General features: G+C 45.3%; 12 protein-coding genes. All 12 read left to right on the top strand.

What is annotated here, in order from left to right:
* The first annotated feature begins 156 nt into the window (after positions 1-156).
* The 12 genes from ACFQZR_RS14380 (at position 157) to ACFQZR_RS14325 (ending at position 18,671) form a co-directional block, all read left to right on the top strand.
* Positions 157-1,890, top strand: coding sequence for a sensor histidine kinase (locus ACFQZR_RS14380; protein ID WP_379346940.1), 1,734 nt, complete (start codon positions 157-159; stop codon positions 1,888-1,890).
* Complete coding sequence (locus ACFQZR_RS14375; RefSeq protein WP_379346938.1) at positions 1,887-3,485, top strand: response regulator; 1,599 nt, start codon at positions 1,887-1,889, stop codon at positions 3,483-3,485. Before ACFQZR_RS14380 ends, ACFQZR_RS14375 begins: the two co-directional genes overlap by 4 nt.
* Before the next feature lie 161 nt (positions 3,486-3,646).
* Positions 3,647-4,975, top strand: a complete 1,329-nt coding sequence (locus ACFQZR_RS14370) for an ABC transporter substrate-binding protein (RefSeq protein ID WP_379346936.1) — start codon at positions 3,647-3,649, stop codon at positions 4,973-4,975.
* Between the two features lie 206 nt (positions 4,976-5,181).
* Positions 5,182-5,928, top strand: coding sequence for a carbohydrate ABC transporter permease (locus tag ACFQZR_RS14365; protein ID WP_379346934.1), 747 nt, complete (start codon positions 5,182-5,184; stop codon positions 5,926-5,928).
* Positions 5,929-6,759: a carbohydrate ABC transporter permease gene (locus tag ACFQZR_RS14360; protein WP_379346932.1), complete on the top strand. Its 831-nt coding sequence runs from the start codon at positions 5,929-5,931 to the stop codon at positions 6,757-6,759. It begins immediately after the preceding gene.
* An 18-nt stretch (positions 6,760-6,777) separates the two neighbouring features.
* Positions 6,778-9,441 (top strand): glycoside hydrolase family 38 N-terminal domain-containing protein, encoded by a 2,664-nt coding sequence (locus ACFQZR_RS14355; RefSeq protein WP_379346929.1) that lies wholly within the window; start codon positions 6,778-6,780, stop codon positions 9,439-9,441.
* Positions 9,442-9,718: 277 nt separating this feature from the next.
* Positions 9,719-13,990, top strand: a complete 4,272-nt coding sequence (locus tag ACFQZR_RS14350) for a glycosyl hydrolase family 95 catalytic domain-containing protein (protein WP_379346927.1) — start codon at positions 9,719-9,721, stop codon at positions 13,988-13,990.
* Positions 13,991-14,193: 203 nt separating this feature from the next.
* Complete coding sequence (locus tag ACFQZR_RS14345) at positions 14,194-14,850, top strand: GntR family transcriptional regulator (protein WP_379346925.1); 657 nt, start codon at positions 14,194-14,196, stop codon at positions 14,848-14,850.
* Between the two features lie 96 nt (positions 14,851-14,946).
* Entirely contained in the window at positions 14,947-15,864 is a 918-nt protein-coding gene (locus ACFQZR_RS14340; RefSeq protein WP_379346923.1) for an MBL fold metallo-hydrolase, read from the top strand.
* Between the two features lie 31 nt (positions 15,865-15,895).
* Positions 15,896-16,552 (top strand): RraA family protein, encoded by a 657-nt coding sequence (locus tag ACFQZR_RS14335; protein WP_379346921.1) that lies wholly within the window; start codon positions 15,896-15,898, stop codon positions 16,550-16,552.
* A 14-nt stretch (positions 16,553-16,566) separates the two neighbouring features.
* Positions 16,567-17,643: a mannonate dehydratase gene (locus tag ACFQZR_RS14330; RefSeq protein WP_379346919.1), complete on the top strand. Its 1,077-nt coding sequence runs from the start codon at positions 16,567-16,569 to the stop codon at positions 17,641-17,643.
* A gap of 41 nt (positions 17,644-17,684) precedes the next feature.
* Positions 17,685-18,671, top strand: a complete 987-nt coding sequence (locus ACFQZR_RS14325) for a phosphotransferase family protein (RefSeq protein ID WP_379346916.1) — start codon at positions 17,685-17,687, stop codon at positions 18,669-18,671.

The following is an 18,671-nucleotide window of genomic DNA, read 5'->3' as shown; positions in this document are numbered from 1 at the left end:
AGTGGAAAAATTAAGCTTGACCGTTCATCAACCACTTCCTATAATTAGTCGCATAATGATTGGCAATTGCGGATATCTCTGCTAACTTGGTGGTTACCGTAGGCGTCTTTCCCATAACAAGGGGGAGTGAAGTATCTGCATAATTTTTTAAAGAAGTTGAATTATTCCTTGTTTGCTAAAGTCTTTATTGCCGTAATCGTTATACAATCCGTCCTAATTCTGATAGGAGGTCAGCTTAACATTATTCGTATCGATCAATTTATAAAAGAACGCGAATATGGATATGCCCAAGCTGAGATTCTTGATGTTCAAGATGCTTACAACCACAAATTAAAGCAAATACGTTCGAATGTATTCTCCTTATTCTTCGAATCCAATCAGAGCGAATCTATCCTTGAGAAGATAAAGAAATATCAAGGAACAACTCAGGTGGACGACTTAAGGCATAAAGCTGAAATCGAGCAATTCCTGCAATCGATGGCTTACACGGATGAGAGTTTCAGCTCGATATTGTTTATTAGAAATAATGATGAGGAGAAGTTTGCATTTGTTAGATATTTCGATCCAAGTCTTCTACCCAAATTTAATTCCATGATAACTCTTGATACCAACGAGTACGTGAAAGTATATCCGATCGGAAAAACAGATAAGAATGTTAATTCGAATAACTATGACTTGGTTTTTGTTCTAAAAGTGAAAGATCCAAATGCGCTTGCAGAAAGCCAACCAGTCGGATACTTGCTAATCAGTGTGGATACCGGTTTCCTGCAAAAAGCAGGATCACATCTCAGAACGGATTCTTTAATCGAATTAAAGAATGCTAATGGCACAATAAGAATCTCAGGAAATACAATGCCAGCGGATGTCAATCAATCAATTATCGATGATAGTGAGCTCGATTCTAAGCATTATTTCGTTACACAAGTCCAGAATTCTGTGGATGACATGATATTTACAATGTTTATATCTAAGAAAAAACTAATTGAGAATATTCTCGCCATGAAGAAAAACCAATGGATCACGTTGACCGCCATTATTCTCTTGAACGTCTTCGTTGCCTTCTATATCTCCAGAAGATTATCCAGGCGAGTCCAAACCTTAACCCGTAATATGAGGAAATACAATCCAGGCGAATTTGTTTATCCGATCCCAATACATAAAAACGACGAATTTACGATTTTGGAGGACACGTACAATCAGTTGATTTCCAAGCTATCGGAATTTATTCAACAGGAGTACGTTCTTGAGATTAAGTCGAAGGAAGCGGAGTTACAGTTGCTGCATTCTCAGGTTAATCCTCACTTCTTGTCAAACATGCTAGAAATTGTTCGTATGCAGGCCATCAAAGAAAAAAATATGAATCTATCGGAGACCATTTATCAGTTAAGCGAAATTTTCAGATGGAACATCAGAAATAAAGAAACGGTCGTGACCTTATACGAGGAGCTTTATTACGTTGAATATTACTTAAAACTCCAACAATTCAGGTATCCCAAATCACGATTTATTATCAACTTTCCAGATCACTACCAGAACGAACGAATTGCCAAATTTTCGGTTCAACCGATCGTAGAGAATATTTTCAAGCATGCCATGAATAAAGGGAAAAATATCGAAATTCAAATCAGCGTAACGGAAGTTCAGGATAAGATCCAAGTAAAGGTGACAGATAACGGAAAGGGAATCATGCCGGAAAACTTAAATCGTCTACGAGCCAATCTTCAAATGACACCGTTCGAATCAAAAGAATCGTCATCCGTCGGAATCATGAATGTACATTCGAGGCTGCGATTAATATTCGGCATAAACTACGGGTTGGATATTGAGAGTAGGATAGGAGAAGGCACTGTAGTTACACTTTATATACCGAAACTTGAGGTGAACGCATGAGTTCAATTAATAGAAAAGTCATTATTGTGGATGACGAGCCGCTTATTCGAGAAGGATTGCACGCCATAGTTGATTGGGAAAGCTTAGGTTTCGAAGTAGCTGGATTGTTCGAAGATGGTGAAGATGCATGGGAATTCCTGCAATCGAATAAGCAAATCGACGTCGTTATCACTGATATTCAGATGGACGTATGCACGGGACTAGAGTTGTTAAAAAGGATCAGAGACGCCGATTATCGGACGAGAGTCTTGATCATTAGCGGATATGACGAATTCAGTTATCTTCGTGAAGCTATGATCAGGGGTATTGACAATTATTTGTTGAAGCCGATTAACAAAGAGGAATTGATACGGTCTCTTCAACAAATTCATGAAAGCCTTCTCATAGAGTATCGTAAATCTCGCGAGTTGTTCGAGGGAACTTTACTCATGAAGAATAATATTCTGAATCAAATTGTCATGAACAATTACTCGATTCGAGACGTTCACGAGAAGTGCGGAATGCTGAACATCGATCTAGAAGATAGCGGTTTTCAAGTCGTCGTTATGGACACGATTACCCGTCAGAGAAAAGTCCCTTTGCTGAAAGAAAGACAATTAAGTGAGTTTGCCATACGCAACGTTGCTCATGAGGCAATTGCTATTGATGAGAAAGTATATGTATTCGGGAATCAACAAAGTCATATCATTTTATTATTCACCGGTATAAATCACCATAGCCAAGACGCGATCAGTAATCGAACAGAAGAGATTATCGCGCTCATTCAAAAGGTATTGAAGATTCAAGTTGTCGCCTTTATTGGTAAACCCTGCACATCTTGGAGAGATATCTATTTATCTTATCAATGCGCGATGGACTTATACGACTATCGATATTTCGTCGATGCCGCATCGGTCATCGATTATTCCAAGCAGAATCGGGAAAAGAAAAAGGAAACCATCTCCAAAGAGCTAGGCTTCATCCGTTTGAATTTATTAATAGAAAATCATGACTATGTGGCTGTACTAAAGGAATTGGAGTCGACTGGCAAGAAACTGCAAGAAATCCAAGTGCCTGATCTCAGCATCATTCGTACGGTATTTATCGACTTCGCCTTATTGTGCATGAGCCAATTAAGGCAAATGGAGTTCGAGATTCTCGAGCATGCAAGCCACTTTCCAAAGTCTGTCGATGCACTCTTTCAGGCCGATTCGAAAGAAAAATTGTACGAGCATTTTATACAATTATCCCAAACGTTACTTGAAACGCTGCAGAGGCTGAAAATGAACCGAAATACGAATATCGTAGAAAAAGTGGTTAAATTCATTGATTCTCATTATATGGAAGGATTGACCTTGCAGGAATTATCACAACAATTTCATATTTCGGCTCCTTATCTCGGAAAGCGGTTAAAGATCGAATTGGGGCAGCAATTCAATGAATACTTGCATCATGTCAGAATAAGAAATGCGAAAAACCTCTTGTTGATTTCCGGCGAAAGCGTGAAGGATATAGCTGAGAAAGTCGGGTATACCGAACCGAACTATTTTTACAGCCAATTTAAAAAAATTACAGGCAAATCACCAATGGAATTTAAGAAAGGTAATAAGTCTTAAGCTACAGAATGCTTCGGGAGTCGATCTCGAAGCATTTTTTTCTGAGAGCCTAGTAACAGCATTATTTATTATAGTCGAACGTTAATTCCTGCACTTTTTGTCGCTGGCGTTCCTTTTTATAATTGTAAATGAAGTCACATTACATACTAGGGGGTAATAAAGTGAAAAGATTTATGTCATTGTGTCTAGCTCTAATGCTTACGGCAGCCCTTGCCGGATGCGGTAATTCGTCATCCTCCAATGATCCATCGAATACTTCTGCTAAGGGACAGACAGATTCCCCCAAAGCAACCTCGGAAGCTCCTGTATCCGAAGAGCCGGCCGAATTGAACGTACTTGTGTTTGAAACTCCTAACCTGACTGCACAGTACTGGGATGACACGATCAAAAGATTTACCGACAAACACCCAAATATCAAAGTTAACAAAATCGTATCCCCCGACGTCGACCGCACGAAATACGCGAAGCAATTACTCGCGACTGGCCAATTCCCAGACGTGCTTATGTCTGTAAGTGTGCAAGATTTTTTAGCGTCCAAGTCACTAATGCCATTTGAGGATAAATACGTGAGCCAAGTACCGGGCGCAGATTCAGTAGCGATCGATGGCAAAGTATATCAGCTCCCATGGGGTGCCCAAACAATATCTTATATTTACTATAACAAAAAAATGTTCGATAAAGCCGGTGCGACCGAGCCAAAAACATGGGCGGAATTCGTCGATGTCGTCAGTAAACTCAAAGCATCTGGTCAAACGCCGTTGTTGTACGGTGGAGCAAAAGACCCGTGGTCAACAACTTTCCTGTTGGACGGCATTATCAGTACGGACGTCTATAGTAAAGAACCGGATTGGGTCGCTAAACGCAAGAAAGGCGAAGTGAAATTTGCTGATCCGCTCTTTAAGAACGCAGTACTGAAGTGGAAGAGCCTAGTGGAATCCAAAGCTTTCAACGAAGACGGGTTGGCCATCGGATATTCTCAACTACAAGACGCATTTCTGAAAGGCAAAGGAGCTATGTATCCGATGGGATCTTGGTTTGTTGCCGCAGCTACTGCGCAAAAAGATATCGAAATCGGCGTATTCCCGATTCCGACTGATGATGGATCGGTCGTTACTCCATATTCCGTTGGCGGCCCTGCTTCTGTTAGCGCAACCACCAAGTACCCTGAAGCGGCGCAAATGTTCGCGACGGAATTTGTAACGGATCCCGCTACCGTAGTCGAAGCCGTTAAGTCGGACGCCTTGATTCCGTTGGAAGGCCAAACCGTTGATTACGTATATCCACCTTTATTCCAAAAGGTCGTCGAAATGAGCAAACAAGGTACGAAGGTTAATGCTTTCGGTTGGGAAAATGGCGACGCCGCTATGCTCTCTGGAATGGTCGATGAATTCAATAAAGCTGCGCAAAATATGATTCTTGGCAAATCCGTCGATTCGGAATTGGCAGCGCTGGATGCGAAATGGGATGAAGTCAGCAAGCGAACCAAGTAAATCCGAATAATAAAGAACGAGTGAAATAGGGAGAAGAGAAAAACATTCTCTCCTCCTTATTTCTTGAGTCAAAAGGGGTGTAGATTCTGAAAAACAAATGGTCCAACTTCTTTTTCTTCGTATCTCATGGTCTGATCATCTATCTTACATTCGTTATCTTACCAGTCGTCTTTTGTGTATATTACAGTTTCACGAATTTTAATCCGTTGTATCCCGATTTTAATTGGATTGGGATCGATAACTATAAAGAGCTCGCGAAAGACAGCGAGTTCGGCCATGCTATCTACGTGACTTGCTTGATTGCAATCATCGTCACTTTGGTCTCAAACGGGTTAGGGCTGCTTTCTGCAATGTTAGTAAACTTCAAGGGTTGGATTTATAACGCATCCAGAACCGTCTTTTTCACGCCTCAAGTATTAAGCCCCATCATTGTCGGATTTATTTGGTCAATCATTCTAACCGATGATGGTGTACTTAATAAGCTGCTGGGCTACATTGGTCTGGACGGGACTAGCTGGCTGGCGAATACGAGTATCGTTGTTTACTCCATTATCGCCGTTATCGTTTGGCAATCCATGGGTTTTTGCACAGTCGTCTTCCTTGCAACGCTGCAAAGCATTCCGAGCGACCTGTACGAAGCCGCTAAAATAGATGGATGCAACCAGTGGCAGAAGTTCAAACATATTACCTTTCCGCTGCTTGCACCGGGAATTACGATCAATACCGTTATGTTGTTGATTTCGAGCTTCAAAGTTTTTGACCAGGTTGTCGTATTAACGAACGGTGGCCCGGGAACGACGACTGAAACCATATCATTGAAAATCATCAACATGGGATTTAACGAAAATCAAATGGGATATGCATCGAGCATGGCTGTCGTATTGTTCCTTCTGATCGGCGTCATTTCCGTTGTCGTCGTCACCTTGTTGAAGCGCAGGGAGGTTGAATATTAAATGTCTTCCAAATGGTTGTCTAGAGCTCATAAAATATTTACGATTTGCATCACGTTGGTGTTTTTCCTCCCTTTATACCTTGTTCTCGTTAATATTTTCAAAGAAAACGACAAAATCATGGCCAATCCGCTCAGTTTTCCGAGTCGCTTCACTCTGGAAAATCTAAAAGGCATCATCACCAGACCGGATCAACTGTTGTTCACGAGCATGTGGAATAGCGTCGTGATTACCTCCATATCATTGCTTGTTATCATCGTTTCTTCGTCGATGGTCGCTTATTACTTAGTACGGAACGATAGCAAAAAAACGAGATTTCTGCTTCTCTTTTTTCTATTCGGACTCATGGTGCCCACGACGATTATTCTGATACCAGTCGTTAAGGTGTTAATGGCAACGCATTTAATGAGTTCAAAGGTTGGCCTTATCGTTTTTTACATGGGCTACTATGTTCCCTTTGGCATATTCATGTATTCCGGGTTCATTCGTACCATTCCGCGTGAACTGGACGAAGCGGCTTCAATCGATGGCTCAGGACCGCTAAGAACATTCTGGCAAATAATCTTTCCGTTGCTTGGGCCGTGTACATCGAGTGTCATCATCTTCATCGGCTTATGGGTTTGGAATGATTTTCTGAATCCGCTTATCATTATCGGACCGATTAAAGGAACGACAATTACGGCGGGCATCTATCGCGTCATCGGACAATTCTCGGTCAATTGGGGGCAAATGTTTTCTATGATGTTTCTGGCCTCGCTGCCGATTATCGTGTTATACCTTGCCCTGCAGAGACAATTTGTGGAAGGCATCACATCCGGCTCATTAAAAGGATAATAGAAAGGAAGACAAGGGATGTCAAAGATCAAAGAGGTGCTCGTGCTGCATCATAGTCACCTGGATGTCGGATATACGCATGCGCAGCCCATATTATTGGAAATGCAAAAAAAATATATCGACCAAGCGTTGGACATGTGTGAGATGACTGAAGATTGGGAGGAAATCAACAAGTTTCGTTGGACCTGCGAGTCAAGCTACCCCATGCTGCGCTGGTTGGAAACGGCGAAGGCGAGTCAAGTCGACCGGTTCAAGCATTATTTGCATAACGGACAAATGAGTATCTCGGCTTCTTTTATGCATACGACGCCGCTCTGCTCAGCTGAAGAAATGGCGAAAATGCTGTATCCTGTCCGCCAATTACGCAGCCAATTCGATATCGAAATCAAGACGGCCATTCACCATGATATTAACGGTCAACCATGGCCGTATAGCCAACTTTTATTAGATGCCGGCGTTGAATTTTTTATCATGGGCATCAATATCCACTTTGGCGGGGTACCCTTTAAACGACCAAATGCCTTCCATTGGGAAACGCCGGATCACCGAAAATTGCTTACCTTTAATGGTGAACATTATTCGCTTTTCAGCCAAATCTGCGACGTAAATGCACTAGATACACGAATTATGGCAGAAGGGCTTACTAAATATCTTCCTAAAATCGAAGCGGACCCGGAATATCCGTTCGACTTTGTATATTTGACAGCGACGAATTTGCCGCTATACGACAATAATCCACCAGATCAAGATTTGGCGGGCCTACTTAAAGTGTGGAATGCGGAGCATCGTGAACAAACCATCTCCTTCGTAACGCCGGAGCAGCTCTATGCCAGAGTTCGGAGTCATGCGGCGGCATTGCCGACTCATGCAGGGGATTGGACGGATTATTGGAACTTTGGTTCTGGCAGCTCTGCCAATGAAGTCAAGCTGAATCGCCGAACGAAGCAGGGGATGAAGGCAGTCGAAATGCTGGATGCGTTTCAACCTGAAACGGAAGTCTCCTATCAATCGATCAAGAAGCAGGCTTGGGAGCAAATATATCTTTACGATGAGCATACATGGGGGGCATTCAATTCTATTTCGGAGCCGGATCATCTTAATGTCAAGATTCAGCACATGCATAAGGCGCATTATGCCTATCAGGCGAATAGCTTAACGGGATATTTATTAAACGCGCAATTGGAGAAGCTGGCGAACAATCCGCTGCAGTCGAAAGAACCTGAAGGGATACTGCTCATCAATCCTTCTTCGGTGCCGATAACACACGACATTCGGATTCCATCCAATTTTACGATTGCAGGGAGACATCTGAACGCAGACCGAATGCGTCATGTATTAATGAACAACGACACCTATCATCCAGGAACGAGTTATGGAACGGTTCAACTTCCTCCTTTCAGTTGGCGCAAGATTCCGATTCGAAATTTACAAGAAGCGCCGCGGTCCGAGGAGATCCTAACGGATCCGGGTATCATTGAAACCGCTGGTGAAGGGCCGTGGGAGCGCAGGGTTACAACGCGATTAGGTACAATCGAAACACCTTCTCATGTGTGCAACTATAACCCGTTAACTGGCCGAATCACTAGACTATACGATAAACAGCAAGATTGGGAAGTCCTAGATGCAAGCAGTCCTTGGACGCTATTCCAGTATGTGCAGGAAACCGTTGATCCGATCTATCATTCGAACAATCGCAGTGCCATTTTTCCCCGAAATGTTGAAAATGGGAATAACAGCATTACCGATTGGAATCATGACTGGAAAGCTAAGAGACAAACCTATACACGGTTGGAATCTTGCTGCGTAGAGAGAAGTGCGCATAGCGCTACCTTAATATTACGATGGGATGCGCCCGGCGTCGAACAATTGGAGCAAAGATTTACCTTTTATAGTTATCGCGCGGATATCGAGATCAAAGTCACCTTCAACAAACAGAATATCACAACGCCTGAAGGAACTTATTTTGCCATCCCGTTGAACTTGCAAGCATGGCGCTGCCATTACGATACGGCCGGACAACTCGTGGAATTGGATGACGAGCAGCTTCCGGGCGTATGCAGAGATTATCTTACTGTCGATAAAAGCGTGTCGGTCTACGACGACCAGTTTGGTGTGACTATGAGTTGTCCGGATGCTCCGCTTGTCCAAGTGGGAGATTTCAACTTCAGCAAAGAGCAGAAGCATGTACCGAGAAAAGCGAATCCACTGCTGCTTGCATGGCCAATGAACAACTACTGGGATACGAACTTCCAAGCTCGTCAACCTGGGTTTGCCTCATACACTTATGTCTTATCTACATTCCGAAACTTCGATCCTGATACTGCGATGGCTAGAGCTATCCAAGCCGTTACTCCGGTATTAACGTTTCCGGTTATCGATTGTAAAGAAGAGTTATCCGGGCAGTTTATCGAGATGAACGGAGAAGGGGTCCAAGTATTCGATGTCAAACGTTCGGAGGATGACTCGGGCATTGTTGTTCGTCTTCGTAACTGTACGGATCAAGAAACGAATGTCAAAATTGCTTTTCCTGATAGAGAGATCGAAGCTGCATATCAAACGAATGTACTGGAGGAGACGCAAGCCGAAATTCCTGAGGTTCAAAAGCATGGTGTGAATATTTCGCTTAAAGCAAAAGAAATGATACATCTATTGATTAGGCTGGCAGACGCTTTGAGTTCATAATGTAGTTCTTCGCTTGAATAAAGAGATACGTGTTATCTCCCAATTCAAGCTTTTTTTATTCATCTATGAAATCGTTTTCTTGAAGGGGGGATGATCATTAAAATAATAATTTTTATTGATTAGAATTTATAGTGAATTGTTAATTTCTTTACTATTTGGAAATCTTGGCTGATTTTATAATAGCATCAAGGAAGGCGATCAACAATCGATGCATACGGTTTTCGCGCCTTTTTGATTTGAATCGCAAGACAAATCTAATCAATCCGGAGGAGATGAAATGAAACTGTCAAAAACACGTAGACGAGCTGTGGCACTGACCCTAAGTCTTTGTTTAAGTGCGTCAGTCTGGAATTTGCCATCCGCACTGGCGGCTGACGACATGGACACGCCTGCATCAAGAGATGTCGTTTCGGTAAATCAATTCGCAGAAACAGCGAGTACAGAGGAGTGGGGAAGTATCAGTGAGATCGTAGGTAAGATCTACGGTGAATGGAATGGCGACAGTTACATTGGCGCCTATACCGACCAAATGCCCAACACGGCACTGCTTGGCAACGGCGATGTGGGTATAACTTCAGCAGGGGCGAAAGAGCAGAAAACGTTCCTGATCTCAAAGTCAGACTTCGTATCGGCGGGAAATCTGTTAGGCGTGTTTAATAGCGGAGACAATCTGACCAAACCTCTGCCCATCGGTGGCATCACGATCCAAAAGAAAACCGTTCAAGATAATAGTGAGAATTTGGCCCCGACATACAAAGCTGTCTCTGCGAGTACATACCATGACGCCTTCTATCCGGCCACCGCAGTAGATGGCAATATGCAGACTTCTTCCAACGGCTATGGCTGGGTGACTAAGGTCGGCAAGACCCACTGGCTGGAACTCGAGTATACTGCGCCGATCACCGTACAGCGCTGGGTAGTCAAGAACGATGGCGCGGTACGCAACGGTTTCAGCATGAACAACACGAGCGTGTTCCGTCTGCAAGTCAGTGAAACGGGCGGTCCGGACGCTGTGTGGACGGATGTGTCCGTGGTCGACAACAACACAAAGGATGTATACGACGCGAACCTGACCGCTCCGGTCACTTCCGCGCATTTCCGGCTGTACATCACCAATCCACTGCAGCAGAGCAACACCGACCCCAATCCACGCGCTAGAATCGGACAGTTTGAACTCTATGAGCGTCCGCAGCAAACAACACCTGTTCAAGGGAATCCGAACATTGCGCTGAATCGGCCAGTGAAGGTTGACGATTCCTTGTCCGGCTTCGGTCCGGAGCTGCTGGTTGACGGCATATCCAACGATGCTTATAAGAAATGGTGCTCCACAAATCTTTCGACCCCGCACTGGGCGATTATCGATTTAGGAGAGTCAAAGTCGATTGCCAGTTACAGTATGTATAACGCAAGCTTGGCGGGCGAACCTATCTCTCGCAACACCAAAGATTTTGCGCTGCAATACTTGCCTGACGAGAGCGGCGTTACCTGGGACAACGTCACAACACAGAGTGGTTGGGTCAATATGGACGCTGTGACTGGCAACGACGCAGCTATTGTAAACAGAAATCTTGCGGCTCCGGCCACGGCGCGCTACGTGAGGCTGTGGGTCACTAAAGCATCTGCTGAGGCAGGCAAAGAGCATGTGCTTCGTATTCATGAGCTGGAACTCTACAGCAAACCCTTCAGCAATACGCCGACGTACGAGAAGCAGGATATCTTGAATGCGCAGATCCAGACCAAGCTGAGTATTAGCGGCGTAAATCTGTCTATGAAATCATGGCTGTCCTCCTCGAAAAACCTGTTGGTTACAGAGCTCACGTCTCTGGGATCCGAGCCGGTGGATCTGGAGGTGAACACCTGGGGGAAGGCGGAAAACCGAAACTTCCCAGCCACTGCAGACAAAGTTGACGGATACGCTGTAGCTACAAGGGCGACGTACAACAATGCGCTGCTTAACCCGAACTCTTGGACGTCGAAGGCGGCCCTTGCAACCAAGGTGTTAGGTACCCAAAGTACGGTCTCGGTCAACGGCTTGAAAGGCACAGGTACCACTGCGTTTACGCTGGATGCCGGTCAGACAGTGCAGATCGTCACAGCGATCGGCGGTGGCGGTAAGACCTATGACGCACATAACAAACTGCTCACCATCGATCCTGTCTCTGAGGCGAGCGCGATGCTATCGCCAATCAACGATGCTCATAATGTTGAGACCCTCTGGTCCGATCATCAAAGCTGGTGGAAAAACTTCTGGTCTGCCTCCTACATCAACATCCCGGACTACGCTGACGTACAGAAATACTATTATGGGGCGCAGTATCTTCTCGGCAGCACCGCTAGATCCGGAAAAGTTGCCCCAGGACTTTATGGGATATGGCACACCACCGATAACCCCAGCTGGTCCTCCGATTACCATCTCAACTACAACTTCATCGCCACGTTTTTCGGAGCCAACTCTAGCAACCGCAACGACCTGTCGCTGCCGGCCGGAGAGGCGATGTTGAGTTTCGTGCCCGAGGGTATGAGACGCGCTGCGGACCCGAACCAGCTCAGACGCATCAACGAAGGCTTTGTCAATAACCGTCCGGATCTGCAAAATGGTATCGCTGACGCGGTTTTGTATCCGGTGGGTATTGGGCCGTGGGGCACCATTACGGACGATAGTTATCACTCCGAGGCGCTCAACGCTGCTTACAGCAGTTATCCATTGATTCAATATTACCACTATACGCAGGACAAAACGTATCTGGAAAACAACGTTTATGACTATCTTAAGAAATGCGTGAACTTCTATGACGCTTGGCTCGACAAGACAGGTGACACATACACATTGTATGCCGGTTACAACGAGGGCTCATGGGCCAAAAACCCCGCGGTGGAACTTGCGGCGCTCAAGAATGTCTTGTCTGAGTTGATTGCCGCTAGCGTCACGCTGGACAGAGACGGGGATAAGAGAGCTCACTGGCAGAATCTTTTGGATCACCTTGCTTCGCAGCCGACCAGTATGTGGAATGGCAAACAGGTTTATGCCCTCGCGGAAAAGGAATGGAAGAACGGGCAGTGGGTAGATCTGGCCAATCCTGTCCCGGGTGATGGCAATATCATTCCTCTGGACATCGTTGTCCCGGGCGGTCAGCTGGGTTACTATTCCTCTGACAGCGAACTACAGATCGCCAGAAACACGATCGACGTGTTCGGCACTAGGGCGTGGAGTCAGATCAACAATTTCCCTAGAATCTTCAACGACGCAGTTCAATCCAGATACCCCGCAGATGTTGTCTTGGGGAATATGACCAATACGATAAAAGCCCAGATTCAACCAAATCTGCGCATTAGTGATGGTGTGCACGGCGTGGAGAAGATTGGTGCGACCGAGGCGATCAACAGCATGCTGCTCATGAGTGACCAAGGCGTTATGAAGGTGTTTCCAAATTGGGTGAGCGGAAAGAATGCGTCCTTTGTCAGATTGCGCGCTCCGGGAGCTTTCGTTGTGTCCGCTGCTTACGACGGAGCGTCTAACGAGGCGCAGAGCGTTATCATCAAGAGTGAGGCAGGAAATCGTCTAACTGTCGCTTCTCCCTGGGCTGTAGGCGCCGATGTCTTTGACTCATCCGGTCGTAAGATTGAGACCACCACCGGAATCGCGCCTAACTGGGAAAGCGAGACTACCGTTACTTTCGATACTGTTGCCGGAGAGACCTACACGTTGCGCAAACAGATCCCGAATACTATGCCTCTGTCTACTTTACAAGGTCCGCAGCAGGTCCAGCCTGGCCAAACCTTTGATATCAAAATGGGACTTAGCAATGTAACACAAGATGTATATCAGCAGGTATATGCACAAGATGTGACGCTTAACTATGATCCGAATCTAATGAAGCTGGAGTCGGTAACCTCACTCAAAGATGGATTTCAAATTATCGAGCAAAAGGAGAACGTACCGGGGCATGTTCGGGTTCTTGCTGCCAGCACTATGGCTCAAGGAGTAATTCCTCAAGGCGATATCTTAAATTTTAAATTTACGTCCAAATCTGTAACCCAAGCTACCAATACGACAGTGTCGGTAAGCGGCGTTGCCATTGCTAACAAAGAAGGGAACGAACTTCCGATTAATGGAGCTTCCAGTGAAGTGCGAATTCAGATCTCTGTAGACAAATCGTTGCTGAATGCCTTAATTGCGAGCGCTCAGGCAATGTACAGTGCAGCGATAGAAGGAAATGAAGACGGCATGTATGCGATGGGTTCCAAAGCACTCTTGCAGTCGGCTATCGATACGGCTAATACAGCAGCAAGCGATTCGAATATCACTCAGCAGCAGGTAGATGAAGCAAAAGCTCAATTACAAGCAGCGATTCAAGCGTTTGAATCCAGAAAAATAAATGCAGACGTTAATGGAGATGGACGAATCACGATCGGAGATTTGGCTATCGTTGCTGCAGCTTATGGCAAACAACAAGGTCAAGCGGGTTGGAACGTAAAAGCGGATGTCAATAAAGACGGTACCATTGATATTGTAGACCTTGCAATCGTAGCAAAAGCTATACTGAAATAGAATATCATGCAACAAGTTGATTGAATGAAATTTGGGATTGTACAGTCAAGTAGGGGGGAGAGTCCCCCCTACTTATTTTACGATCGGCTCAAAAGCGGTTATACAAGCTGCGATGAAAACAAATTCCCATTGACAGAGTAGTGTATTACGATTTAGCATAGGAGGTGTAAAGTGTAACATGTTACAAGAGAGGATCAGTTAAGATGACCAAGTTCACCCAAATCGATAATCTGCTAATGACGGATCGCGTCTATAAAGAACTGAAGAACGCCATATTCAAACGTTTGCTGGCGCCAGGCCAAAAGTTGGATATTTTCGAACTCGCCGATCAATTCAACGTCAGCAGGACACCGATCAAAGAAGCTTTTAACCGTCTGAATCTAGAAGGTTTAGTCGTGATCAAGCCGCGTAAAGGGACTTACGTGGCAGAAATCGACATGAATAAGATCATAGAAGTGTTCGATGCTAGACTTTTAATTGAGACATGGGCCGCGAGAATCGGGGCGTCTCAAGGAACGCAAGAAGACTTTCGAGAACTTCGTAAACTATGCTATGAAATGGACAAATATTATCAAGCAAAGCCTTTCGATTCTATGAATTTTAACGAATTGGATATCCAGTTTCATATTCAGATCGTGAAGATGGGTCGAAATCAAATCATTTTGGATTTGTATAAAGGCCTTAATGCTCATCGGATCACGGAACGCGCTTTCTTTGAAAGGGCTTTCGAGAAAGCTGAGTCAAGTCATTATCAGCATCTTGAAATAGTCGAAGCGTTCGAGAAAAGAGATGAGGCTCTCGTTGTTGAGATCGTTACAAATCATATCATGAATGGCAAAGAAGCACTGCTGCAATCTTAGAAATAAGATTGCTCGGCTTTACTTTCGACTTTACTAACATGTTACATGTCAGTTGGATTACATGTTCCATATTAAATATTGAGAGGGTAGATCGGATTGAAAATTAATGAAAAGATATTCGCGGCCAAGACGATGCTTTCGGACACGATTCCATTGCATACCTTCATCGTCAAAGGAAAAGATTTTTCTGTATTGATTGATTCAGGAATCGCCTCCATGTTCAGTGATATTGTCGACGTTGTAGAAGAATCTATTTCATCCGATGTTCGCTTTCTTTTCAATACCCATCCCCATGCAGACCATATCGGTAGCAACAAGCAATTAAAAGAAAAGTACAATCTCCTGATTGCGGCACCCGTCGGCTCCGAACAATGGATTGAAGACATGGAATATCATTACGAGCAGTTCTGCTTGCCTTTTCCGGAAATTTTGCCTCATTCAGACGAAACCAAACGGGATATTATCGGACTCATGGACGGCGGCTCGAAGGTTGATCTCTCGGTAACGGAAGGTATGACGATCAAATTGGATGGTGAAACGCAACTTACGACGATCTCGTTACCTGGGCACATGATTTACGAGATCGGTTTTATCGAACACAGTACAAATACACTCATATTAGGCGATGCCATCACCGTCTATGAAGGCGATTTGTTTCCCGGACATTTCAGCCCGAAGATGTACCGTGCAAGTGTCAAGAAACTCGCCGAGCTGAATCGAAAGCATCAATTCAAACAAGTACTCACTGCTCATTTTGATCCGACGGATTCGGAAGGGTTGTACAAACACTTGCTTGGCATACACCATATGATCGATCAGATCGATTGGACGATTCATCAAATTTTGACGGAAGCCTCCAAACCGTTAGCGCTAGAACCGATTTGGAGAGCGGTATGTGATCGGATGGGTCGCATATACGAATTCCGCGGATTGGCCATGGTGCACGGACATTTGACGGAAGCGGTTCAAGACGGAAAAATATTGCAAGCCGACGGGTTATATACCGTTTGCTAACTTTAAAAAAACAGAAAGCGTGGTAGTAACAATGAATAGAGACGCGAATTACTTTGACGATTTGAAGAATACATTGAACTCTTCAGTCATCTCGGACATTTTGGATGATATGGGCTACCGGAATCAGAGCATGAATCAATCGATTCGCCCGCTTCAGCGCGACATGGTCGCCGTAGGACGCGCATATCCCGTGCTAGCGGTCGATATTTTCGAGACGCCTGAGAAATTCTATGACGGACTAATCGATTCCTTGGACGCCATCATGCCAGGCGATATTTATATCGTCAGCCTACCATCGGGGAGAGCGGCCGTATGGGGAGAACTGGTATCCAATGCAGCAATTGCCCGTGGAGGAAGAGGTGCAATCGCGGAGGGCAACATTCGAGATACCGCGAAAATCGAGGAGCTCGGATTTCCGGTGTTCTCTTCAGGTTATGCACCTCGCGACAGCAAGGGCCGCAACCTCATTTTGCAGCATCGAGTACCGATTGAATGCGGTGGTGTATCGATTCAACCGGACGACCTGATTTTCGCCGATTTCGACGGCATTGTCGTCGTCCCTTATGCTGTGGAGGATGAAGTGATCCGGCATGCCATGCAGAAGGTTTCCAGCGAGAACAAAGTCCGAGACGCCATCCGAGACGGCATGCTAGTTCGTGAGGCGTTTGACAAATACGGCGTACTGTAAAACGGAGGGACAAAATGAAACTGGGCATAGGATTATACCGCAGCATGCTGACGAAAGAGTATTACCGCTTCGCGAAGCAGGCGGGCTGCACTCACATCATCGCACATCTTGTCGATTATTTTCCGAGTATGTCTAAGAACGGCATTCCGGCGACCGATGCCAATAGAAATTGGGGCGTAACGACTGGAGATATGGAAGTGTGGTCCTATGAATCGTTAAAGAAATTGAAGGATGAGATTCATGAAGAAGGCCTCGAATTATTCGCAATCGAGAACTTCGATCCAGCTCATTGGCACGATATCCTGCTGAATGGGCCGCGCAGAGACCAACAGATCGAACTTCTGAAGTCGTTTATTCGTAATGTTGGTAAAGCGGGTATACCAGTTATCGGCTACAACTTCAGCTTGGCAGGCGTATGGGGACATACGAAAGGGGAGTATGCGAGAGGTGGAGCGGTTTCAGTCGGATTCACGCCAGACAAGGCAAGCGAGCCTACGCCAATGTCGCTTGGCGAAGTCTGGAATATGACTTATGATCCGAACGCACCGGTTGGCACGCTGCCGCAAGTTTCTTCAGAAGAGCTCTGGGAACGTGTCGCTTATTTTCTGCACGAACTGATCCCCGTGGCAGAAACTTCCGGCGTTCGCTTGGCCGCGCACCCTGACGATCCACCGATGCCGACCTTACGGGGAATGCCGCGTCTTGTGTATACGCCGCAGTTGTATCAAAAGCTGCTCGATCTGGTGCCTAGCCAATCGAACGCATTGGATTTGTGCATGGGAACCGTCCAGGAGATGGCTACAGGGAATTTATACGATGCGATCGAATCTTACACGAAACAAAATAAAGTGTGTTATGTGCACTTCAGGAACGTAATAGGCAAGGTGCCGGACTATAGGGAAGTGTTCATCGACGAAGGCGACATCGATATGATCAAAGCACTTCGAATCTATAAAAACAACGGTTTCGAGGGCGTGTTCATTCCTGATCATACGCCGCAAATGACTTGCGATGCGCCGTGGCATGCGGGAATGGCTTTTGCACTAGGCTATATGAAAGTAGCGCTGGCCATTGTCAACAGTGAATCCTAGTTCACAATAATTCTTGTCTTATCGAGAAGGAGGTGCATCGGATGGAGCTTCTCACAGAAGAGCAAGTGGAACGATACATAGCAAGTCTTGATGTGATTCAGCGAACGAAGATGGTAACCGTACAGCGATTGAGTGGAGGAATCTCTTGCTTGGTCTGGAAAGTAACGGCTGACGATGAGAAATGGGTGTTGAAGCAAGCACTTGGAAAACTGAACGTGGACGAGAATTGGTTCGCAGACGTCAGGCGGATCGAGCGTGAGCAGCATGCGATGTGGTTCTTGGAACCAATGATGCCGGAAGGAACCATTCCGCGTATCATCCATTCGGATGCGATAAACCATGTGTATATGATGAATTGTGCACCGGAAGAGGCCATTCCTTGGAAGAATCGGCTGATGGAAGGCGAATTTCAATCGGAAGCCGCTCGCCAAGCCGGTTTGTTACTCCGCGCAATGCATGAGAATAGCAGACGGTTTGCCGACCAAGAGCAACAAGAAGCTTTCGGCGATATGACATTTTTTCGCGAACTCAGGATCGAACCTTTCCACAGGCATCTTATCCGCAAATATCCCGAATTAGGGTCAAATTTGGAAGCGCTGATCAGTGATCTCGAAGAGAATCGAACATGTCTAGTTCATGGCGATTTCTCTCCGAAAAATATGCTTGTCGACAATCGTCAGCGAGTCATTCTGCTAGATTACGAGGTTGCACATTGGGGAAATCCGGTATTTGACCTCGCGTTTCTGCTTGCCCATTTGCTGCTTAAAGGCTGGGTGCTTGGGAAACATATCGATGCCTTGCAAATGATTGAACGATTCTTAGAGGCATACGAATTCAACCAGGAAAGGCATGCCCAATTGATCGGACATACAGGAGCATTGCTTCTTTCCAGGATTGATGGAAAATCTACAGTCGACTATGTAAAAGAGCAAAAGCTGAAGGATCTCATCAGACAGACGGCGATTCACTGGATCCAGCATCCTGATGACGATGTTTTCATGAAGTTAAGAAAAGCTATGAAAGGATGA

This window comes from Paenibacillus sp. GCM10027629 (genome assembly GCF_042676425.1).
GTDB lineage: Bacteria > Bacillota > Bacilli > Paenibacillales > Paenibacillaceae > Paenibacillus_K > Paenibacillus_K terrigena.
This window is presented reverse-complemented; position numbering and strand designations above follow the sequence as displayed.

Excerpts from the sequence above, each read along its gene's own strand:
- ACFQZR_RS14375 (WP_379346938.1), top strand. The coding sequence starts at position 1,887 with ATGAGTTCAATTAATAGAAAAGTCATTATTGTGGATGACGAGCCGCTT.
- ACFQZR_RS14360 (WP_379346932.1), top strand. The coding sequence starts at position 5,929 with ATGTCTTCCAAATGGTTGTCTAGAGCTCATAAAATATTTACGATTTGC.
- ACFQZR_RS14355 (WP_379346929.1), top strand. The coding sequence starts at position 6,778 with ATGTCAAAGATCAAAGAGGTGCTCGTGCTGCATCATAGTCACCTGGAT.
- ACFQZR_RS14350 (WP_379346927.1), top strand. The coding sequence starts at position 9,719 with ATGAAACTGTCAAAAACACGTAGACGAGCTGTGGCACTGACCCTAAGT.
- ACFQZR_RS14345 (WP_379346925.1), top strand. The coding sequence starts at position 14,194 with ATGACCAAGTTCACCCAAATCGATAATCTGCTAATGACGGATCGCGTC.
- ACFQZR_RS14335 (WP_379346921.1), top strand. The coding sequence starts at position 15,896 with ATGAATAGAGACGCGAATTACTTTGACGATTTGAAGAATACATTGAAC.
- ACFQZR_RS14330 (WP_379346919.1), top strand. The coding sequence starts at position 16,567 with ATGAAACTGGGCATAGGATTATACCGCAGCATGCTGACGAAAGAGTAT.
- ACFQZR_RS14325 (WP_379346916.1), top strand. The coding sequence starts at position 17,685 with ATGGAGCTTCTCACAGAAGAGCAAGTGGAACGATACATAGCAAGTCTT.